Below are 19542 nucleotides of genomic sequence, written 5' to 3'. Positions count from 1 at the left end.
CCGAGGCAGGTGCAGGCGTGCGAGGAAGCTCCCGGTTTTCGCGTTCTGTCCTGTTGTGCCTCCTGGCTGGTGCCGTTCTCTTCGGTCCTTTCGAACACGCCCCGGCCGCTGCGCAGGAGGCCCCGCCCGCCGTCGTCCCTGACCAACAGACGTATGAAGCGGTGGATGCTTTCCTGCAGGAACAAATGGCCGCCATCGGGCTCCCGGGCGCCGCCGTCGTCGTCGTCCAGGACGGCGTCCCGATGCATGCCGCCGCCTACGGCAGCGCCGACAACTCGGGCCGTCCGATGACCGCCGACACCCCGGTGCTGCTGGCATCCACCAGCAAGTCCCTCACGGCCATCGCCGTGATGCAGCAGGTGGAGGCCGGCCGGCTCCGCCTGGACGAACCCGTCCGGACCTACCTGCCGTGGTTCACGCTGCAGGACAGCCGCGCGTCCGCCATCACCGTCCGCCACCTGCTGCACCAGGCCAGCGGCATGGCGTCCAAGGACACTGCCTTCGAAGGCTCCTTCGTGCAGGACCCGGAGGCCCTCGAAGGCGGCGTCCGGGACCTTGCCGATTCCCCGCTGGCGGGAGTTCCGGGTGCTGCCTTCGGCTACGCCAACGCCAACTTCAACGTCCTGGGCCTCCTGGTTCAGACGGTCTCCGGGCAGCCGTTCGGGGACTACATGCGCCAGTATGTTTTTGACCCCTTGGACATGGGCCATAGCCATGCGACCCGCGCTGCTGCCCGCGCGGACGGTGCCGCCGCCGGCCACTCGCTGTGGTTCGGCACTTTCTGGCAGCAGACGGAGGTGCCCGCGCCCACCACCGGGATGCCGTCGAGCACCATGTACGCCTCCGCGAATGACCTGGGCAGGGAGCTCAGCATGCTGCTGGACGAGGGGCAATTCCGGTCCCGGCGCATCCTTCAGCCTGACAGCGTCCGGGCCATGCTCGAGCCCGGGGTCCGGGTTGACGGGTCAAAGATGTACGCGATGGGGTGGTTCACCCGCCCGCTTGTTGAATCCGTCCCTGCCGCGGAGGCCGCCGACGATGCCTCCTTGCCCTTGCTCGCCGAGCACCAGGGCGAGTGGGGCAACAGCCATACGTACCTGGCGATGGTTCCCTCCACCAGGCTGGGCGTCGCACTGGTCATCAACGCGAACGACACCTCGGCTCCCTCCCGGCTCAAGGCCATCGACACGAATATCCTGCGGATCCTCCACGGCCAGCAGCCCATTCCCGCCGTGGTCCAGGAGGACTGGCTGCAGCGCTACAGCTGGGCGGTCGCGCTGGGACTGCTGGTGGCGGAGCTGCTCAGCCTGTGGCTGGCACTTCGGGTGCTGTTCCGGAGCGGTGGAACGTACGACGGCGGCGGGCGGCGTCCGCTGTTGGCGGCGGGTTTGGCGGCGCTCGCCCTCGATGCGTTCGCCCTGTGGCTGTGCTTCATGTACGCACCGGCCCGGTTCGACACCGGCCTGCTGGTCATCATCCGCCAGTTCCCGGACGTGGGCGTCTCGCTGGTGCCGGTGCTCGGGCTGGCCATCCTATGGGCTGTTCCGCGGACGGTGTGGCTGCTCATTCAGGCACGGCGTACGGGGCGTACCCTGAAACAATGGCAGCGGACATCAGTTCTGCGCCCACCCTGGCGGCGCGGCTGAAGGCTGCCTACGAAAACTTTCCCCTGCCGGCGCCCGTCGTGGCCGGGATGGCCCTCGATCTCCTCCTTGCCAGGCTCCGTCCCCTGCCGCTTCCCGGTTCCCGTTCCGTCCACAGGACGGCGGGGCCGGACTGCTGATTGCGGCGGGCCTCAATGCCTGGGCCGTGGCTGAGCGGCATCGGCCGCCGCAAATGAGCTGTAGTAGGTGATCTTGTACCAGTTGAGTCGACGCGATATGTCGAAGGCTGGTCTGGGTCGATGTCAGCGGGCGTGAGAATGGCCGCAAACGAGCGGTCGGCCGGAACAGTGCCGTCGACGTTGGCCGCCCGATAGAAACGCACTTCGTCACCCAGGACAGCTGTAACCGGCTCAGAACGCGTGTGGGCAAAATCCAAACCACCAGTGAGGGTCGCGCCCGTGCTGTCGACCAGTGACTGGATGACGGCCCTCTCGCAGCCCTCCTGCGCCAGCGTGCCCAGATACAGGAAATCCCCCACTTCCAAGCCCTGGTTGGACTTGAGTGTGAGGGACGTACCTCCCGCAGCTACATCTGCGTCAAGAACGGCTCGCTCTTTTATGTTCGCCGGTGCAAATGAATCAGCTTGTAGGGTGATTGCCATTGCTCACATAATGCGGCAATCACGGAATGGCGGCAAGAGGCGGATCAGTTAGCGGAAGAATCTGAACTAGCTACCCAGACCGTATTTCTGAACTCTTCTTCACGCTGCATATTATATTTTTCTATGTTCCGACCCATGATCAGGAACTTGCGGGGAGTAAGCCCCCAAGAACGTTTCGATTTGACCTTTTTGCCGTTTCCGAGTTCAAACAAGAATCGAACGCGGCTACCCGGAAGGTAGTACGGGCGAAAGCGTTTGGCGGTCACGAACGTCTCGATGTCTTTGCCGATCTCAAACGTGAGTTCGTGAGTCTCCTGCGGCTTGATTATCGCCCTGCGGCCTTCGATCTTCACATTTGAACTGATGCCCGAGAAATTGACGCTGACCTTCCTATCGGTCTTGAATCCTCTTGGCAGCAGCATTTTGATGGGGCCAACCGAGGTTCCGAGGCGCCCCGAGTTGATGACGTCGAGGATCACTTTGACGTACTGCCCATCCGGCTCAACTCTGTTAAGCCGGATCTTTACCTTCGCGCTACTGGCGCTAAAGTTCCTGGCCGTATAGACCAGAGCCCAAACGGCCGCGCTGCTCGAAAGCAACGAAAATGCCAACGACACGTAACTCACCCATGCAGGCGCTGCCTGTGGATTCACTTAGCTTATTCCCCCTAATTTATGCACCCACCGATGCTACTGGACAGGACCGACAACAGCCGCTCAGAGCACCGTCACATCATCACCACCAAGCCGCGTAACAGCGACATCGTCTTGCGAACCGAGTTGCGTGGTGCCGGTACTTGCCAAGGTCGTCACCGTCCCGAGATCCTCGACGGGCAGGATGGTTGTCTCCGCCTCGACCTGAATATCCCCAACCGATGTCCGAGAGGCGAGCCCGTAAGCCAAAGAGCTGGAAGCCCCGTCGGCTGCAAGCCAAAGAGCTGGAAGCCCCGTCGGCTGCAGCGTCATATCACCCGGTACAAGAACCGGCACTCCGAACGTATCGACGGATGAGATGCCCGCGGGCGCCATAAACACTGCTCCAGCCGTCAATGCTGCGGCCCCCAGTGCTGAGACAGCGTCCACACCGGCCGCCGCGATTGCTACCGCACCCGGATAGCGTCGGACTGCCCGGTGAGGCGGAAGAATCTAAGCCGGACGGGGCGAGGTTGTAGGCCGAACTGACATTGGCCACGCCTATTGAAGGGCTGGCGGCGATACCAGTAGCGCAAATACGACTACGCCCGGCGATAGCGCGGGTGAACCTATAAGCAGGGATGGTGTCATACCTGTGGCAGCAATAACGACTGCTCCGGCAGAGACGGATGGAGCGCCGATTGAAGTGGATGAGGCAATGCCGATTGCGGAAATAGTCTGAGCACCAGCTTCGCTGGCTTTTATTTCGACCGCAATGCCGCCGATTTCCTCGTTGCCAGAGAAGTTCATACTAACAGTGGTGTCGTTGTCGTTTCGCAACTCAGTTGTCAACCGATTGGTAGTGGCGGTGCCTATTTCACCCATTCGCAGCAAAGTCTGTTCCTGCGGTAGATGTTCTTGTTACCGAGCCGATACCAAAAGCTCCATAGGTGGCATTGTTGGCTGAACTAGAGGCCGCCAAGGTCACCGTTAACGTGTTGACCGTGACCGAAGCGTCCGTGTTGGTGGCGGCTTGCACGATAGCCCCCGAGCCATTTGCACCGGAAGTATCTACGTCTGAAAATTTCATCAATGACGATTCCTATGTCAGTCTGAGTTTGCCCACCGAAACTGGTGGTGGCCGCTCCGACTGATGGGCTCGTCCCCATTGCTCGGGATAGACTGATGCGCTTGCGACTAGAGCCACTTGTGTCATGTCGGGTAGTGTCTACGAATTCCCATGTCAAGCCATTGCCGGCGAGAGTTGGCGTATTTGGGTTCACCGAGATACGGGTGCGGGAGTTAACAGCCGCCAGGATTAGACGGATAGCCGTGGGTGTAATATATTTCGTCGCAATTGATGTAGCTGCAATGGCTCCTACGGCTCGAGATTTGTTGCAACTGCCATGTTATTCTCCTAAGATTTAAGGGAGTTGCAGGGCAAAGATCTTGCTTGCGTCGTTGTCCCATTGACAAGCAGGTTGCCGCCGTTCGGAGTAACTCCGGTCATTTCGACATAGGCAATCAGCGGTGAAGTCGCGGCTGAGCCAGTATCTTTATAGGCAACTGCTGCCTGGACTGCCTTGCCACCTGAGACGACGACCGACGTAAAGACGGAACCTGCGGCGTCCAGCACGCCAATAGCCACGGTAACCGAACCCAGCGTCTGGTCCGTCGTTCCGGAGTAGCTCGTCATGCTGGACTTGTGCTGATGGGCGGCAGAGTAGGTGTAATCAGTAGACGTGTTGACCAGCGCCACCTTGATTGTGTCGGTGTCCAGGTCGATGGACGGGCTCTGCGAAAGCAGACTTTGTTTGAAGAGCGAGTAAAGGGCTCTAGCCATTGATTTATTGCCTCGTAAATTCTGCTTTTACTATGGGCTAGTGCTCATTCCTTAGCAATAGCGAATGGGAAACCCCGAGCGCACAGGGCTAGGCAGGTTCGGTCGCTGTATTCTCATCCCTATGAAGGTCTTCATCAGCTGGTCGGGCGAGGTTAGCCAACATGCCGCTCAGGTACTCCGCAACTGGATACCGCAAGTGCTCCAGTCAATAGAACCTTGGCTAGCGTCCACGGATGTTCACCCCGGCCAGCCTGTGGCTCACCAGATCCAGCAAAATCTTCGTGATGCGACCGCTATCCTGCTGTGTTTGACACGCCAAAACATGCTCTCTGATGCATTCCGGGATGAGTATTTCGCTGTGCCCGATGCCGGTCTGCGGATCATCCCGGTTTGTATAGACTTTTCTCCTTCTGAACTGGGCCGTTCATTTCCCAGGCATACCGCTGTCGCGCTAGATAGCCCAGGAATTCGCTCGTTGGTCAGTATGCTCAATGCGCTTTCCGATGATCCGCTAAGCCAGACCAAGCTGGACCGCCTGCTGCGCATTTGGTCTCCAAAGCTGGAGGAGGAGCTACGCAAGGCCCTCCCCCTGCTCAACTTCAAGTCCGAGGGAAAGCTCAAACTGATTGGCAGTCGCACCGACAGGGCGACAGAGGCGGTCCTGTCCGAGATCCTCGGTGAAGTGAGATCCCTTTCAGACAGACTCAACGAGCTTCAGGCGGCCGTCGTAGCGATATCGTCAGGTGCGACTGAATTAAGCGAACCGGGTGAGCCCCTCGCCAACCCGACGCCCAGGATATTTATCGGTTCTTCTGCCGAGGGTTTGCCAGTGGCGGAACACATCCAGGCCAACCTAGACTATGTTGCTGAATGCACTGTTTGGAACCAGAACATGTTCCAGCCGTCCATGACGGCCATAGAGACGCTCGTAGAGAGCGCTGTGTCCTTTGATTGCGCTGTCATCGTACTAACCGCCGACGATATCCTCACCATGCGTGACAGGACATCGCCCGTCGCCCGAGACAACCTGATATTTGAGCTGGGACTCTTCACCGGACTCTTGGGCCGGGCAAAGACGTTCATGGTCAAGTCTCGTGAGGATCAAATCCACCTCCCTAGCGACCTGAACGGCGTGACGGCGCTGGACTACGCGGGCCGACGGACAGACGGAAACTTGAGCGCCGCCCTTAACCCTGTTTGTCTAAGAATCCGAGCAGCTATGGGAATCGCCTAGTCCAGGAATACAGAAGCTGCCCAGATGGGCGGCTTCTTTGAACCTCGGTTGAGGGGTTGATTTACGCTTTGCGCGCTGGCTTCTTTTTGGCCGCGGCCTTTGTCTTTGGTGCGTCCTTAGCCTCTTCAGCAGGCTTCTCCGCTTCAGGAGCAGTCTTAGTCGCTTCCGCTTCTTCGGGCGCCTCTGCGGGCTCCTCCGTAGCTTCGGCCACTTCCTCAGCTGGCTCCGCTGCTTCTTCTTCGGCGACGGCCACTACCGCGCCGGCTTCGATCAGCGCTTTGGCCGACTCATCGTCAGCCTCGAACACTGAACCGGCGACGTGCAGGACTAAACCGTGTTTGACGTTGTTGTGTTTGGTTACTTCAACTCGCTTTCTTAGGCCCTCACATATTCAAGAGTTAGGTTCAGCTTGCCACTGGCGGTCGTCTTGGCAGCGGTGAGCTGGTAGTACGAACCCGCCGCCACCGTGTCGTTGGTGGTCGGAGTAGCCGAGTAAGTGTTCAGCGCTGCGCTGATGGCCGCGGTCAGTACGCCGCCGGTGGAAGCACCGGTGGCGTTGGCACCCGTGACGGTCCCGGTCTCAGTGCCAGCGACAGCCTTCGGGACGATGCCGCGGATCTTGGTTTGCGTACTGGCTGAACGCCGGCGTCACTCGGCGGGCCGCTTCGAGCTGGAGCGGCCGGAGGATCTGGTGGTCACAGGCCCTTACGCGGTGACCCGCCATCCCATGTATGTGGGCTGGTGGCTCATTCAACTCGGCGCCGGAGTCCTGGCCGGTTCATCCTGGATTCTCGCGCTGCTGCCCGCCGAGCTGCTGGTGGAGCACCGCTTTATCGTCAGCGAAGAAGGTGCCCTCGCGGAGCTCTTTCCGCAGTCCTACCCCGGCTATGCGGAAAGGGTTCCACGCTATCTGGGGCTCCCCCGCGCGTAGGCGCCTTCGCCTCCAAACCCAGCGGGCCGCCGTCGTACTTCACGACGGCGGCCCGCTGGCCTTGATGCCTGGCTCCCCTACTGTCCCGGTGCCCGATAGGACGGCGTCTTCTTGGCGGCGTTGTCGAGGTCTTCCACGGTCAGGAGCGGCTTCAGGCGGACGTTGACGTTCCCGGTCGAATTGATCAGCAGCGACAGCGCTGCTGCACTTGCATCATCCGGCGCCTCAAAAACACCCAGGACGTCGTAGTAGCCAAAGGCGTAGTAGAAGCTCTCCAGTGAGCCTCCCACCGAGCCGAGGGCCTCCACCAGTGCGTCCCGCCGCGCGGTGCCGCCTTCCTTCATCAGCCCTTTGATGCCCTGGCCCACGTACGTCGCTTCAAACAGATACTTTGGCATGGTCTTTTCCCTTCCCTGCATCTTCATCCCGGTTGTCGCCGCAGGAACTTCATACCGGCCCTGAGGACACCGTTGTAGCAGGGCCGAAGTGGCACGGATGCGGCGCCTCACTCGGTGATAACGGGGTTGATTGCCCCGCTAGCGCAGACGCTATTCCTCGGGTTAAGGGCAGTCAATATGCTGGGGATACCTAATGCCTGGCACCTCCACAGTGGCCGATCCTGCGGAGACGAAGCAGCCGGGGCAGGCTACGGCTCAGCCCGTGTTAACAGCCATGCTGCATCCATGTCCGGCGTGGGCTTTGACCGGCGAACCTTGCGCAGCAGGACGATGAACGGCAGGAGCAGTAATTGGAGAACACCTGCTGCAATCAACAGCACAACGACGAGGACGACGATGGGTAAGTACAGCATGAACACGCCGGCAAGGGTGGCAAAGTACCCGAAAGTGAATCCGAGGATTGTCCCGGTATCCATGTCTACCCCCAAGAACTAATTACCGTGAACGGGATGAAGCTTAATGATTGTTTGTTGTCGGCGGTGCGACGCTTGGCAGGGCCCTCCATGTGCGGACTTTCCTGACGCCCGGCATGCGGTGCCGAGCTGAATGGTGCCCGCTTATTGGGCGTACTCGGCGCCAAGGCCTGTATGCGAGTTCGCTGTTCTGGCCGGAGGGAGGGGCAGCCGAAGCCACCACCGACGACCCTTTCCGGCGGCGCCGCAATCGTAGGAGTACGAAGACCGTTAATCCCATCCAAGCGAAAGCTGCGCCGAAGATTAGGACTACTGACGGGATCGTACCCATGCCTGAGTGTAGGCCCGGAACAGGCTGCAGTCCTTACCTGTTTTCTGAGTGCTGACTACTGGTGATACCCCGTTGGTACCTACTGCGCAGGTCTTCCAGTCCGAGCCAAATACCCTTTCTTCTGTCACGCCGCCGGCCGTAGGCTATGGGCATCCATCCCACACAGGAGGCACCCATGCGTACGGCAGAACCCATGACTGAAACCGAGCAGCTCCACCATCTTCTGGAAAACCTCACCACCCGTCTGGCCAGGGGCAAGGAATGGGCCACGCCCGGCGTGCAGGCTGCTCTACAAAGAGCGGTGGCCGGCCTGGATACCGGCATCGAAACTGCGTCCCCGCGCCTGCAAATGCTTCTGCGCGCGCTGGCGGACGAGCTTGCAGGCGGTGTGGAGACGCTGACTCCCCGGGTGCGGGAACAGTTGAAGCGTGTTGGGCCGAAAGCCACTGCCGAGGTCCCGGTGGAAGCGGGTCGGTCGGCAGCCAGGACATTGTGGTGGCTCGGCGCGATGCTGCTCGCGGCGGGGACCGGAGTGGGCGTGTGGCGCTCCTTGCAGGCATCAGGGGAAGAGTCTGCGCCCTCGCTAACTGTGCAGGAGACCGGCAGCAAGAGTTCTGATGATGACCCCGAGCTCGCCGCTGGCCGGATATAAGGGCTTCGTACGCGGGGCGCACCAGAATGGTTCCGCCGCCGCAAAGCCGGGCAGGTGTTGAAGAAAGTCTCCGCAGGGCCCGCCGAGCAACTGCGCGACCTTTTGAGGTGAGCGGCTTGCCAGATCAATAGTAAGCGTGCTTAGTATTGATCTGGCGCAAAGCCAAAGGCCCTGAAATCAATCCAAGGAGACACCATGTTCGCCAAGGAAAACTTTGACACCCTGCTCAACGCCGGCGGTAACGCCCTGAGTGCTGACGGGGACAAGATCGGTTCCATCGGCCAGGTCTACGCCGATGATGAGACAGGCCAGCCCTCCTTCGTCACTGTAAAGACCGGGCTTTTCGGTACGTCCGAATCGTTCGTCCCGCTGGAAGGTGCACGCACTGAGGGCAACGACATTGTTGTGCCTTACGGCAAGGACCAGGTCAAGGATGCACCGCGGGTCGCTGAAGACGGCCATCTGGAACCGGCCGAGGAAGATCGGCTGTACACCTACTACAACCTCGGTGGTGGTACCTCCTACAGCGGGACCCCTTCCCGGACCGGCACAGCCGACACCGGCGAAAGGACGGGCACCGTAGGCCATGACACCTCCGGCCCAACGACTGATGATGCAATGACCCGGTCGGAAGAGCAGCTCCGCGTCGGCACCGAAAAGCAGGCCGCAGGCAGGGCCCGGCTTCGCAAATACGTCACCACCGAGAACGTCACCAAGACCGTACCGGTGCAGCGTGAAGAAGTCAGGATCGAGCGCGAACCCATCACCGACGCGAACGTCGGCGCCGCGATGGATGGACCCGCGATCAGCGAGGAAGAACACGAAGTCATCCTCCACGAAGAACGCCCCGTGGTGGAAAAGGAGACCGTCCCTGTCGAACGGGTCCGCCTGGACAAGGACACCGTGACCGAAAACGTCACCGTCAACGAGGAAGTCCGCAAGGAAAACATCGACACCGACGGAACCGGCGGCACCCGCCGCTAAACCAATTTGTGCACAAGGGCCCGGGCACCAACCCCCGGGCCCTTTGCATGCCTTCCAGGCTGCAGGGCTCCCGCCGGGTTGGCAGAGCGAACCTTAAGAAACTGATGGACGATTTTTGGCTGCGAGTGCGGCCAGGTCCCGGATCAGCCGCTGGACTTCATGTTCCCGGCCTCTCCGGGGCGGGGTCAGTTGCACCGCGCACGGCCTTACCAGGCGGCTCTTAGGCGGAGCTGGAACAGGAGCGGACTTTCGCAGCTCCATTGACGGCCGCGACTCCTTTGCCCCGCGCGGTATATCCATGCCCATACGTCCCCCTCGACGTAGTTGTTCTGCTGCCCTGTAAAAACACTTTAGGAAGCCAGAGGACCGGGCGGAAGCACATATGTCCATCATCGGGATTTATTGTGCCGATCTTGAGCCTTCGCTGCGCCACGGGTCATCGGCGGGTCATCAAGCACCGGGTGCGGAGCCGGCGACGGCTGGGGGAGGCGTTCGTGGTCTCAGGCGAACGCCCACGTCGCCGGCTCCAGTAATGACCATATGGCCCCTACCCTCGTGGGACCCGAGTAATTGGTACGCGTTTCGTGAAGCCGAAGTACCTACCGGAGGTTTGTGGCGGTTAATCGAGCGAACGAAGGAACGTCCTCACCTCGGCATTGAAGGCGTCCGCGGCCTCTATGTTGCTCAGGTGCCCGACGCCGGGGAGTACGACGAGCTGCGATGCGGGAATTCTCCTGTGCAGCTCCTTCCCGACTGCCAGCGGCGAGCGCGCGTCGAGGTCGCCATGCAGCACCAGCGTCGGGATACAGATGTCGGGGAGGATGCCGCGAAGATCAGCATTCGCCATCGCCCGGAGCATCGTCAAACTGGCTCACGGGTGAATACCGGACATCAGCGCGAGTGTTTGTTCGGCCATTTCCCGCGGTGCAGACTCGGTGAGCATGCCGGGTAGGTACTTGGGCAGCCAGTCCTCGGGAGGCTGTGTGATGTCCTCACTGATCATCTGAACGCGCCGCTGCACCTCGTCGGCTGGCAGGGAGCCGGCCCAGCCGGCATACGCCCCCGCCAAGATCAGGCTTCTGGGCAGGCCCGGGTGTCGCCCATGGAGCGCCAAGGCAAGTGCTCCGCCGAACGACAGGCCAAGGACGTGCGGGCGGGGCAGGCCCAGCGCTTTCACAAACGCGGCCAGGGTGTCGGCGTAGTCGTCCATGGAGAAGGACTCGGGCGGGTCGTCGGATCCTCCGCTGCCCGGAGCGTCCCAGGCGACGAGTTTGAACTCGTCACCGAGAGCGTCGAGCTGCGGGCTCCAGGATCGGCTGTCGAAACCAAAGCCCCCATGAAGAAGGATGAGGGGTTCGCCTGATCCCGCAACCCGGTAGTTGATTTTGAGGCCGGACACGGTAACTGCGCCCATGTACGTAGCTTGGCATCCGGCGGCCAAGCGTGGCAACGCCGCTACCTATGCTGTCCGTCGTCTAAACTGCGGTTCTATCCGGCACCCGTGGGCGCGGCGGTTGGCACGAGCCTGAAGGCGAAGCGGCCATCCACACCCTCGAGTGGGCTCATCGTGAAATCTGCTCCCTGCGTCGGCAGCAGCATGGGCGTCTTGACCGCCTGCCCGTCGCACGGAACCCGCACGGGGGCAAGGACTTCAGCACCCGCCGTCGTCGACACGGACAGCTCAGCAAAGGTCGGCCCTATGCAGACGAAGTGCAGTTCGTACTCGCCCGGTTCGGCCATCAGCGTTCCCGTGGTGGTCGTGTTGCCGCCGCTGGTACCGCGCAACTCCCCCGGGATGCGTGGCTGCAACTGCTCCGCTGACCACTCCGACAAGTCCTCCAGCTCCGAGGCCCTGGGGTCCGGGTTGGTCTTCACCTTGACCCCCGTTGCGGACGGCTTGCCCACGGGCGGGACCGCGCTGATGGTGATGGGCCCGCCGTCGTGCCTGAGGAACCGGTCCAGCGCGGAGTCGCATGTGAAGTCCGTTGCCTCCGGCACACCGTCAGCCCCCAGGATGGTGAGTTTGGCCCCGTACGCCCCGGCGCAGGCGCCTGTCACCATGTAGTCTCCGGGCGCCAGATCCAGCAACAGTTTTCCGGCCGGCTCCGCCTCGGACGGCATGCCGGGGTCCGCCGGGGAAGCCTCAAGCAAACGCGCCACTTCATCGACGTTTTCCTCGAAGGACCGCGGCTGCGGTGTTGCCGCCGGCGGGGACGCCGGGGCGGGCTGATCCTCCGGCCCGGCGTACTCACAGCCGGCAAGGGCAACGGCCAGGACGGCCACACCGAACAAAAGTCCCCCGCGCCGTGCCGGCGCTCCCCCATGAGCTGACATGGGTCCGAGTCTATGGCCTGCCGCCTCCGGCAGTGCCAGTATGTGGAGGATCAGGTTCACTCCAGGCGCCCATCGGGCAGCAAGGACGCACGACTCATGACGTATTTAACCGGCCTGGCCGATGTGGGACCGGACGACATCGCCGTGGCCGGCGGCAAGGCCGTCGGTCTCGGCGGCCTTATCCAGGCCGGGCTTCCGGTGCCGCCGGGGTTCGTCCTGACCACCGCCGCCTACTCGGATTTCGTCACTGAAAACAACCTTGTGACGGCGATCCAGGACGTGGCCGCGCTGCCACGGCAGGCGTCGCCGCAGGACTACGAGGACGCCTCGGAGCAGATCCGCGCCCTCTTCACGAGCGGTGGCATGCCGGCCGGGATCGCAACAGAATTAAACGCAGCCTACGGGCTGCTCGGCGGCGAAGGTGCAGCGGTGGCGGTGCGCTCCTCCGCCACCGCCGAGGACCTCGCCTCGGCCAGCTTCGCCGGGCAGCAGGAAACCTACCTGAACGTCCGCGGCGCGGAGTCGCTGTCAGAAGCCGTGATCGACTGCTGGGCGTCGCTCTGGACGGCGCGCGCCATGGCCTACCGTGCGCGCGAAGGCGTGGGACCGGGCGAGGTGCGCCTCGCCGTCCTGATCCAGCTGATGGTGGAGGCCGAGGCCGCCGGGGTCATGTTCACCGCCAACCCCGCCAACGGGCGGCGGGACCAGACGGTGATCAGTGCCGCGTGGGGCCTGGGCGAATCGGTGGTGAGCGGGACGGTCACCACCGATGACGTGGTGGTCGACGCCGGGACCGGCACCGTGGTCTCGCGGCAGACAGCCGACAAGGACGTCATGACCGTCTACGCGGAAAACGGAACGCGGGAGCAGCCGGTGGCGGCAGACCGCCGTCGTGCGCCCGTCCTTGATGACAGTGCGGCCGCCGAGCTGGCCGGGTACGGACAGCGGATCACGGAGCATTTCGGGACGCCGCAGGACATCGAGTGGGCGCGCACCGCAGACGGTTTCTTCATCCTGCAGTCCCGCCCCATCACGGCGCTGCCGGACACGGCGGCCGACACCCCGGAGACCTGGCCCCTGCCCTATGCCAAGGGGCTCTACTTCCGCGCGAGCATCGTGGAACAGCTGCCCGACCCGCTCTCACCGCTGTTCGCCGACATGGTTGACGGGTCCGTGGCGCGGTCGCTGCAGGCACTGCTGGCCGAGGCCCTGGGCAAGAACGTAATCCGCGACGGCGACATCGGGCTGCCCACCATCAACGGCTACGCCTACTACTATTACCGCACCTCCGGCATGTGGCGGATGATGGGCAAGGCGCCGGCCGCCGTCGGGGCGCTGGCCCGCGGCAAGGCGCACATGGGAGTGGCCGGCTGGCGCGAGTTCTCCCACCCCCGGTACGAACGGGTGATCAAGGGCTGGTCCGCGAAGCCCCCGGCGCAGCTCACCGGCGGGGAACTGCTGGCGGGCGTGCAGGCGCTGCTGGATGCCGGCACCGTGTACTACACGGCCGTGCAGTCCATCATTCCGCTCGCCGCCACCAGCGAGCTCTCCTTCCGGGCGTTCTACGACAAGTTCGTCCGCCGCGACGGCGATCCCCCGGCCCAGACTTTCCTGCTCGGCTACGACAGCGAACCCATCCGGGCGGAGAAGTCGCTGTACGACCTCGCCGGCTGGGCCCGCAGCGATCCCGGGCTGACGGCTGCTTTGCTGGAACGTCCGACGGCGGTACTCGCCGAGTGCCAGCGCACCGGTTCCGCGCCCGAGGGTGTGGACGGGGTCCTGTGGCAGGAATGGCGTATCGCCTTCCAGGAACATCTGGCCCTCTACGGCCACGCCGTCTACAACCTGGATTTCGCCAGCCCCGTGGCGGCCGACGATCCGTCCGCCCTGCTGGAGACAGTGAAGTTCTACCTGCGCGGGCAGGGCACCGACCCGCATGAGCGGCAGCGGCTCTCCACCGAACGCCGGGAGGAGCTCACCCGCCAGTTGGCCGCCCGGTTGGGACCCCGCCGGCGCGCCGCGTTCCTCCGGCTGCTCCACTGGGCACAGGAAACGGCGCCGCTCCGCGAAGATGCGCTGGCCGACGTCGGGCTTGCCTGGCCGCTGCTGCGGCGGATGCTGCTGGAACTCGGGACGCGGCTGGTGGGTTCCGGCGTCATCGCGTCGCCGGGCGACGTGTTCTGGCTGCGCTTCCAGGAGCTGCGCAGCGCCGTCGAATTCGGCCTCGCCGACGCCGCGGCCGGGGCCGGCGTGGCCATTTCCGGAGCCGTCCGGCCCGTCCGCGCCGCCGCCGTCGAGGAACGCAGGATGCTCTGGCGGGGCCAGGCGAAGGCCGCCGCCCCGCAGATGCTGCCCGAGAGCCGGTGGATGGAACGGGCCTTCGGGTCCATGATGCCGGCCGGATCGCAGCACCAGCACGGCGACATCATCAAGGGCGCCGGGGCCAGCGCGGGCCGGGTCACCGCTCCCGCGCGCGTCCTGGCCGGACCGCAGGACTTCGGCCAGATGAAGCCCGGGGACGTCCTGGTGGCCCGCATCACCACTCCCGCGTGGACGTCGCTCTTCGCGATGGCCTCCGCTGTGGTGACGGACGTGGGCGGACCGCTGAGCCACAGCTCCATTGTGGCCCGCGAGTACGGCATCCCCGCCGTCCTCGGCACCGGGGTTGCCACCCGGCGGCTTGCCACTGGCCAGCAGATCACCGTGGACGGCGACGCCGGAACGGTCACCCCCGAGCGGCCGGCCGGGAACGGTAGTGCTCCGCCAGCCTCGCCAGTCCCTCATCGATGGAGACGGAGGGGGTCCAGTTAAGGAGCTCCCGGGTCTCGCGCTGATCAAACCAGTGGGCTGTGGAGAGCTGCTCGGCGAGGAACCTGGTCATCGGCGGCTCCTCGTCCCGTCCGGCCCAGGTCCACAGCTTCTCCACCACCGCTCCCGCCGCCCGTGCCACCGCACCGGGCACGGACCACGACGGCGCAGGGACGCTTCCCGCGGCGCAGATGCCCGCCAACAGCTCGCCCACCGGGCGGGGCTCGCCGTTGCTGACGACAAGGGCCCTGCCGTGGACGTGGTCCATCCGGTGCAGTGCGGCGACGATGGCCGCAGCGGCGTTGTCCACGTAGGTGGTGTCGATCAGGGCTGCACCGGCATCGAGCAGCGGCAGGCGCTTACGGCTGGCGCGGGCCAGAACCCGTTCCACCAGCTGCGTGTCATCCGGGCCCCAGACGATGTGGGGCCGCACCGCAGCGACCCGGAAATCAGGTGCGTCCGCCGCCAGCGCCAGCAGCTCCGCCTCAGCCTTGGTGCGGGAGTAGTCGCCGTGCGCGTGCTCCGGGTCGGACGGCTCCGCGCCCAGCCCCGCGATGGCGGCGCCGGAGTTGGCCACGGACGGGGAGGACACGAACACCACGTCCCGCACCCCGGCCGCCCGGGCGGCTTCGAGCAGGCGGCGGGTCCCTTCGACGTTGACCTCGTCGAACTCCGCGGCGCGGCCCGTGAAGGACACCTTCGCGGCGAGATGGATGACCCCTTCGGCACCCTGGACTGCTTCCCGGAGCGCATCATCATCCGTGACGGACCCGCGGAAGTCCGTGGCGCCGTCGACCCCTGACGGACGGCGCTGGAAGGTAACGACGTCATGGCCCTGGCGCACCAGCAGCCGGGCGACTTCTCCCCCGAGCAGCCCGCTTGCGCCCGTGACGAGGACCCTCACGGCTTTCCCGGACGGCCGCCGGCCAGTACCCTCGACGCCCAGCGGGACAGCCGTGTCCTGTCGATCTTGGCGTTGTGCCGGATGTCGGTGGGCTGGGCGGGGACTGCGAGCACGGCCGAGACCTGGACGCCGGACTTAAGGGCTGCCTTCCGCACATCCCCGGCCAGCTGCGTCCCGGCAGGGCCGGCTTTCCGCGCGGGCGGGACGGTCTCGACGACGGCGACCACGGCCTGGGTGCCCGCCGGTCCCACCCCGGCGATCGCCGCCAGCCGGACGCCGTCGAGCCGTTCGATGGCCTGCTCGGCGCCCACCGGCGTCACCACCCCACCGGGCGAAGTGACCACGTGGGCGAGGCGGCCCTCCACCCAGAGCCGGCCGGCGGCGTCGAAGTGCCCAACGTCGCCGGTACGGTGCCAGCCCGGCACGCTGGCGCTTTCCCATTGCGTCAGCCAAAGCCTGTCGTACGCTTCCTTCACGTGCGGCGCGCTGACCAGGATCTCGCCGGTGACCCCGGGCTCCGTCACGGGTTGGGATCCGGATGCGGTGCCGTCCGCTGCCAGCGGGACGACGGCCACGCGGGCGCCGTGCACCGGCCACCCCACGCACACGCCGTTGCCTGCTCCCGCTACGGCGCCGGCAGAAGTCTCAGTGCCGGCGGCAGCATCTGCGTCGGCAGCCTGGATCTGTTCCAGGCTGATGTCTGTGACCGGCAGCGCCTCGGTCATTCCGTACGGGGTATGCAGCGAGGCCGCCGGCAGCAGCCGCTGCACCTCGGCCAGGAGCGGTTCCGGGACGGGCGCGCCGGCGGACAGGAGCAACCCGATACCTTCCAGCGCTTTATGCCCGGCCTCGGTCAAACCATCGCGGGTGGCAACGACATTCCGCAAAGCCGCCGGCGAGGCGAAGACCACCGTGGCGTCGATGGCCGCGGCGGCGTCGGCGAGCGCGCTGGCCGTCAGGGTGCGGGGTGCGGTGACGTCCATGGCCGGCGTCACCGACACCGCTCCCAGCGCCGGTCCCAGCAGGGCGAACGGGGCGAAGCCTGCCACCAGCCGGGCACCGGAACGGATGCCGAACGTTTCGGCCACCGTGTCCCGCATCGCAGCCAGCTTCCGGTGCGTGTAGAGCACGCCTTTGGCGGGGCCGGTGGAGCCGGACGTGAAGAGGACGGCGGCCGGGGCATCCGGATCCACGCTGTCCGCCAGCTGCCCAGGGCTGCGGCCGGCACCGGAGCGTGCCAGGGCCTCAAGGGAGTTTTCGGCCCCCAGCATCCGACGGCGGGCGGCCGGGAGGTCCCGCACGCTGATCCGCCGTCCCGGCCAGCCGAGCACCGAGGCAGCCGCCACTGCCTTGTCGATGCCGATGAGGAAGTCCGGGGTGGCACCTTTCACGGCGCGGCTGAGGCCCTTGGTTCCCAGCCCGGCGTCGGCCACCACCACCACGGCGCCCAGACGCAGGCACGCGTACAGGGCTACGGTCAGGTCCACGCCGGGCGGAACCATCAGGCTGACCCGGCTGCCGCGTCCCACTCCGGCTTCCTGCAGCCCCACGGCGAGGTCCAGGATGCTCCGGTCCAGTTGCCGCCAGCTGAGCGAGCGGGCCACCGTGCCGTCCGGCGCCATTTCCGCGACGGCGGTATCGCCTCCAGATGGACCCGCCGCCTGCTCGCCGAGCAGGTTCCACAAGGGCCGGAATTCCGACGGCGCCGGCTGGGCTGTGTCCTTCGGCCCCTGCCTCCCGGCTGTAATGGCTTCGGTTTCAAGGGATCCGCTGCCGTCTGCACTGATGTTTCCGGCGAGCCACTGGAAAATCGGCGCGGCAATATTCCGGTCCTCCGCCACAAGGTGGCCGGCGCCTTCGAAGCGGTGCACGTCCGCGTGCGGAAGCCGGGTGATGAGGTCTTTGAGGTACCGGTCCGAAAAGATGGGATCCTTGGGGCCCCAGAGCATGAGCGCCGGGACTTTCAACCCGCGCAGCCCTTCCGCCACGCCGCTGAGCGCCGGGAAGCTGGGGTGGGAGGCGTCCACGGGAATGTCCGCCACGAAATTCCCCACCCCGGCCCGTCGGTCGGCTCGGCGGTAGGGGGCCATATAGGCCTGGCGCACGTCGGCGGGCAGCGGCGGGTGTGCCAGCGAGTGGGTCACGCGCAGGAAGGCGTCCGATGTGGTTGTTCCCCACTGGTGCACGGCGGGGTGCAGGGCAAGCCGCAGGGCCGGCGGGATGTCCGACCCGGCGGGTTGGTGGACGGCCGTGTTGGTCAGCACCACCCCGGCGAGGAGTTGCGGGTGCGCCAGGGCCCAGCCCAGGCTGATGACGCCGCCCCAGTCGTGGCCCACCGTCACCACAGGCCCGTCAAGGCCGAGTGCGTCCGTCAGGTCACCGAGGTCGTTGATCCGGTCTGCCAGCCGGCGGAAGGTGCCGGTGCGCTCCGAATAGCCCATATCCAGCTGGTCCACCGCTACCACCCGCCATGGGTGTACCGGATCCGATCCAGCTGCCAGCAGCGTCCGCCACAGGTATGACCAGGTGGGGTTGCCGTGCACGCACAGCAGAGTACCGGCGGGAGCCAGGCCGAGCCTGGCGAGCTGCGCGCCGTTGTCCAGCACGTGCCAGCGGCGAACCGTCCCCGGTTCATCGGCCCCGGACGTGGACTGGACATCAATTTCGCGCGACCACTCCGGATCGACGCCAGGCCAGTCTGCGGCTACCAAACGATTTCCATCATGGCGGTGTTCAGCCCGGACCCGACGCCCATGCAGAGGACCCGGTCCCCTGCTTCGAGGGATTGCGCCTCAGCGGCGAGGGTCATGGGGAGCGACGCCGGGCCCACGTTGCCCCAGTGCGGGAACGTGATGGGCACCTTGGCAGGATCCAGGTCGATGGCGTCGATGATGGCCTGCGTGTAGGCGTTGCTCACCTGGTGCGTGACATAACGGTCCATGTCTGCCCAGTCCCACTCCGGACGCGCTTCGTGCCAGGCGTCGACCACAAGCTGCAGGCCGCCGTCGAGCAGGCCTTTCGTGTCGGTGGCCATGCCGTCAATGCCGCCCACGCACAACTCATGGTGTTCGGTGCCGGCGCGCATCACACCGCCGACGATGCGGTGCGCACCCGGGTGCTGGTCCGCCGGGCCCAGGACGGCGGCGGCAGCTCCGGAGCCCAGGGTGAGCGTGGCGAACTCGCGGTTGAAGTCCTCGCGCGTGGTCTCGGGCCGCTGGAGACGGGCCAGCGTGGCCTCCTGCGTGGCCTCGGCATCCTCGGCGTTGACGATCATGGCGTACTTGATCTGGCCGGAGTCGATCATGTTGGCCGCCAATGTCAGGCCGTTCACGAAGCCCAGGCAGGCGTTGGCAAGGTCGAAGTTCATGGCCGACGACGGCAAGCCCAGCCCGTGGTGGATCTTCACCGCAACGGACGGCTCAAGGTTCCGCCGCGTGACCGAGGTGTTGATCAACAGGCCGACGTCGGACGGTTCCACGCCGGCCTCGGCCAGGGCCTTCGCGCCCGCTTCCGTGGCAGCATCATCGAATGACGTCCCGGCCGCCCACCAGCGCCGGTGCGTGACACCGGCAACCCGCTCAAGAAGCCGGGGCGGGAACTTGAGCCGGTGCAGGGTGGACGCCAACCTGCGGTCGAAATCCGTGGAACTCACAATCCGTGGAGCTTCGACACTGCTCACCGAAAGCAACGCGGTGTTGCTGTGCCGGAAGGTTGCATTTCCTGCCAATTCAAGCCCCTGTTCGTTTCCGTCCT

General features: G+C 65.0%; 21 protein-coding genes. 7 read left to right on the top strand and 14 right to left on the bottom strand.

From position 1 onward, the window contains the following. Positions 1-17 precede the first annotated feature (17 nt). Both AC5RWA_RS16355 and AC5RWA_RS16350 read left to right on the top strand, forming a co-directional pair. Positions 18-1646 (top strand): serine hydrolase domain-containing protein, encoded by a 1629-nt coding sequence (locus AC5RWA_RS16355; protein WP_494058330.1) that lies wholly within the window; start codon positions 18-20, stop codon positions 1644-1646. Beyond that, the gene (locus AC5RWA_RS16350) at positions 1601-1783 is read left to right on the top strand and encodes a hypothetical protein (RefSeq protein WP_494058329.1); all 183 of its coding nucleotides are present in this window, start codon (positions 1601-1603) and stop codon (positions 1781-1783) included. Before AC5RWA_RS16355 ends, AC5RWA_RS16350 begins: the two co-directional genes overlap by 46 nt. Before the next feature lie 526 nt (positions 1784-2309). Here the strand turns inward: AC5RWA_RS16350 and AC5RWA_RS16345 are convergent. From AC5RWA_RS16345 to AC5RWA_RS16325, 5 genes are all read right to left on the bottom strand, one after another. Then, complete coding sequence (locus tag AC5RWA_RS16345; protein ID WP_494058328.1) at positions 2310-2918, bottom strand: hypothetical protein; 609 nt, start codon at positions 2916-2918, stop codon at positions 2310-2312. 63 nt (positions 2919-2981) lie between these two features. Beyond that, on the bottom strand, positions 2982-3293 hold the full coding sequence (locus tag AC5RWA_RS16340; RefSeq protein ID WP_494058327.1) for a hypothetical protein: 312 nt from the start codon (positions 3291-3293) through the stop codon (positions 2982-2984). Positions 3294-3458: 165 nt separating this feature from the next. Then, a complete protein-coding gene (locus AC5RWA_RS16335) occupies positions 3459-3782 on the bottom strand; it encodes a hypothetical protein (RefSeq protein ID WP_494058326.1) in 324 nt (107 codons plus the stop codon). After that, the gene (locus AC5RWA_RS16330; RefSeq protein WP_494058325.1) at positions 3775-3987 is read right to left on the bottom strand and encodes a hypothetical protein; all 213 of its coding nucleotides are present in this window, start codon (positions 3985-3987) and stop codon (positions 3775-3777) included. The genes AC5RWA_RS16335 and AC5RWA_RS16330 overlap by 8 nt, the downstream gene beginning before the upstream one ends. A gap of 327 nt (positions 3988-4314) precedes the next feature. Continuing rightward, positions 4315-4740 carry a hypothetical protein gene (locus tag AC5RWA_RS16325; protein ID WP_494058324.1) on the bottom strand — a complete coding sequence of 142 codons (426 nt, stop codon included), beginning with the start codon at positions 4738-4740 and terminating at the stop codon, positions 4315-4317. A gap of 121 nt (positions 4741-4861) precedes the next feature. Here AC5RWA_RS16325 and AC5RWA_RS16320 point away from each other — a divergent pair, with 121 nt between their 5' ends. Further along, on the top strand, positions 4862-5974 hold the full coding sequence (locus AC5RWA_RS16320; RefSeq protein WP_494058323.1) for a TIR domain-containing protein: 1113 nt from the start codon (positions 4862-4864) through the stop codon (positions 5972-5974). A gap of 61 nt (positions 5975-6035) precedes the next feature. Here AC5RWA_RS16320 and AC5RWA_RS16315 read toward each other — a convergent pair whose 3' ends face one another. Next, the gene (locus tag AC5RWA_RS16315) at positions 6036-6281 is read right to left on the bottom strand and encodes a hypothetical protein (RefSeq protein ID WP_494058322.1); all 246 of its coding nucleotides are present in this window, start codon (positions 6279-6281) and stop codon (positions 6036-6038) included. A gap of 207 nt (positions 6282-6488) precedes the next feature. On the opposite strand from AC5RWA_RS16315, the gene AC5RWA_RS16310 reads away from it, so the two are divergent. Then, complete coding sequence (locus tag AC5RWA_RS16310; protein WP_494058434.1) at positions 6489-6905, top strand: methyltransferase family protein; 417 nt, start codon at positions 6489-6491, stop codon at positions 6903-6905. A gap of 77 nt (positions 6906-6982) precedes the next feature. Here the strand turns inward: AC5RWA_RS16310 and AC5RWA_RS16305 are convergent, their stop codons facing one another. Continuing rightward, positions 6983-7303, bottom strand: a complete 321-nt coding sequence (locus tag AC5RWA_RS16305; protein WP_079598516.1) for a GYD domain-containing protein — start codon at positions 7301-7303, stop codon at positions 6983-6985. A 248-nt stretch (positions 7304-7551) separates the two neighbouring features. Beyond that, positions 7552-7779 carry a hypothetical protein gene (locus AC5RWA_RS16300; RefSeq protein WP_494058321.1) on the bottom strand — a complete coding sequence of 76 codons (228 nt, stop codon included), beginning with the start codon at positions 7777-7779 and terminating at the stop codon, positions 7552-7554. 503 nt (positions 7780-8282) lie between these two features. Here AC5RWA_RS16300 and AC5RWA_RS16295 point away from each other — a divergent pair. Next, the gene (locus AC5RWA_RS16295) at positions 8283-8759 is read left to right on the top strand and encodes a hypothetical protein (protein WP_494058320.1); all 477 of its coding nucleotides are present in this window, start codon (positions 8283-8285) and stop codon (positions 8757-8759) included. A gap of 195 nt (positions 8760-8954) precedes the next feature. After that, positions 8955-9743: a DUF2382 domain-containing protein gene (locus AC5RWA_RS16290; protein ID WP_494058319.1), complete on the top strand. Its 789-nt coding sequence runs from the start codon at positions 8955-8957 to the stop codon at positions 9741-9743. 619 nt (positions 9744-10362) lie between these two features. Here AC5RWA_RS16290 and AC5RWA_RS16285 read toward each other — a convergent pair. From AC5RWA_RS16285 to AC5RWA_RS16275, 3 genes are all read right to left on the bottom strand, one after another. Further along, positions 10363-10590, bottom strand: a complete 228-nt coding sequence (locus AC5RWA_RS16285) for an alpha/beta fold hydrolase (protein WP_494058318.1) — start codon at positions 10588-10590, stop codon at positions 10363-10365. Positions 10591-10614: 24 nt separating this feature from the next. After that, a complete protein-coding gene (locus AC5RWA_RS16280; RefSeq protein WP_494058317.1) occupies positions 10615-11157 on the bottom strand; it encodes an alpha/beta fold hydrolase in 543 nt (180 codons plus the stop codon). A 74-nt stretch (positions 11158-11231) separates the two neighbouring features. Next, positions 11232-12077: a hypothetical protein gene (locus AC5RWA_RS16275; RefSeq protein WP_494058316.1), complete on the bottom strand. Its 846-nt coding sequence runs from the start codon at positions 12075-12077 to the stop codon at positions 11232-11234. A gap of 96 nt (positions 12078-12173) precedes the next feature. On the opposite strand from AC5RWA_RS16275, the gene AC5RWA_RS16270 reads away from it, so the two are divergent. Next, positions 12174-14888 (top strand): PEP/pyruvate-binding domain-containing protein, encoded by a 2715-nt coding sequence (locus tag AC5RWA_RS16270; RefSeq protein ID WP_494058315.1) that lies wholly within the window; start codon positions 12174-12176, stop codon positions 14886-14888. Here AC5RWA_RS16270 and AC5RWA_RS16265 read toward each other — a convergent pair. The 3 genes from AC5RWA_RS16265 to AC5RWA_RS16255 are packed head-to-tail and all read right to left on the bottom strand — an operon-like array spanning position 14803 to position 19516. Further along, positions 14803-15789 carry an NAD-dependent epimerase/dehydratase family protein gene (locus AC5RWA_RS16265; RefSeq protein WP_494058314.1) on the bottom strand — a complete coding sequence of 329 codons (987 nt, stop codon included), beginning with the start codon at positions 15787-15789 and terminating at the stop codon, positions 14803-14805. The genes AC5RWA_RS16270 and AC5RWA_RS16265 overlap by 86 nt on opposite strands. Next, on the bottom strand, positions 15786-18500 hold the full coding sequence (locus tag AC5RWA_RS16260) for an alpha/beta fold hydrolase (RefSeq protein ID WP_494058313.1): 2715 nt from the start codon (positions 18498-18500) through the stop codon (positions 15786-15788). The genes AC5RWA_RS16265 and AC5RWA_RS16260 overlap by 4 nt, the downstream gene beginning before the upstream one ends. Then, the gene (locus AC5RWA_RS16255) at positions 18494-19516 is read right to left on the bottom strand and encodes a 3-oxoacyl-ACP synthase III (protein WP_176156915.1); all 1023 of its coding nucleotides are present in this window, start codon (positions 19514-19516) and stop codon (positions 18494-18496) included. Before AC5RWA_RS16255 ends, AC5RWA_RS16260 begins: the two co-directional genes overlap by 7 nt. Positions 19517-19542 lie beyond the last annotated feature (26 nt).

Source organism: Arthrobacter sp. 210 2 (genome assembly GCF_059093025.1).
The sequence above is the reverse complement of the archived record's forward strand: the minus strand, read 5'-3'. Positions and strand labels throughout refer to the sequence as shown.

Coding starts and splice junctions, on each gene's coding strand:
- AC5RWA_RS16350 (WP_494058329.1), top strand. CDS start 1,601: ATGGCAGCGGACATCAGTTCTGCGCCCACCCTGGCGGCGCGGCTGAAG.
- AC5RWA_RS16340 (WP_494058327.1), bottom strand. CDS start 3,293: ATGGCGCCCGCGGGCATCTCATCCGTCGATACGTTCGGAGTGCCGGTT.
- AC5RWA_RS16335 (WP_494058326.1), bottom strand. CDS start 3,782: ATGGGTGAAATAGGCACCGCCACTACCAATCGGTTGACAACTGAGTTG.
- AC5RWA_RS16330 (WP_494058325.1), bottom strand. CDS start 3,987: ATGAAATTTTCAGACGTAGATACTTCCGGTGCAAATGGCTCGGGGGCT.
- AC5RWA_RS16325 (WP_494058324.1), bottom strand. CDS start 4,740: ATGGCTAGAGCCCTTTACTCGCTCTTCAAACAAAGTCTGCTTTCGCAG.
- AC5RWA_RS16320 (WP_494058323.1), top strand. CDS start 4,862: ATGAAGGTCTTCATCAGCTGGTCGGGCGAGGTTAGCCAACATGCCGCT.
- AC5RWA_RS16310 (WP_494058434.1), top strand. CDS start 6,489: ATGGCCGCGGTCAGTACGCCGCCGGTGGAAGCACCGGTGGCGTTGGCA.
- AC5RWA_RS16305 (WP_079598516.1), bottom strand. CDS start 7,303: ATGCCAAAGTATCTGTTTGAAGCGACGTACGTGGGCCAGGGCATCAAA.
- AC5RWA_RS16300 (WP_494058321.1), bottom strand. CDS start 7,779: ATGGATACCGGGACAATCCTCGGATTCACTTTCGGGTACTTTGCCACC.
- AC5RWA_RS16295 (WP_494058320.1), top strand. CDS start 8,283: ATGCGTACGGCAGAACCCATGACTGAAACCGAGCAGCTCCACCATCTT.
- AC5RWA_RS16290 (WP_494058319.1), top strand. CDS start 8,955: ATGTTCGCCAAGGAAAACTTTGACACCCTGCTCAACGCCGGCGGTAAC.
- AC5RWA_RS16285 (WP_494058318.1), bottom strand. CDS start 10,590: ATGGCGAATGCTGATCTTCGCGGCATCCTCCCCGACATCTGTATCCCG.
- AC5RWA_RS16280 (WP_494058317.1), bottom strand. CDS start 11,157: ATGGGCGCAGTTACCGTGTCCGGCCTCAAAATCAACTACCGGGTTGCG.
- AC5RWA_RS16275 (WP_494058316.1), bottom strand. CDS start 12,077: ATGTCAGCTCATGGGGGAGCGCCGGCACGGCGCGGGGGACTTTTGTTC.
- AC5RWA_RS16270 (WP_494058315.1), top strand. CDS start 12,174: ATGACGTATTTAACCGGCCTGGCCGATGTGGGACCGGACGACATCGCC.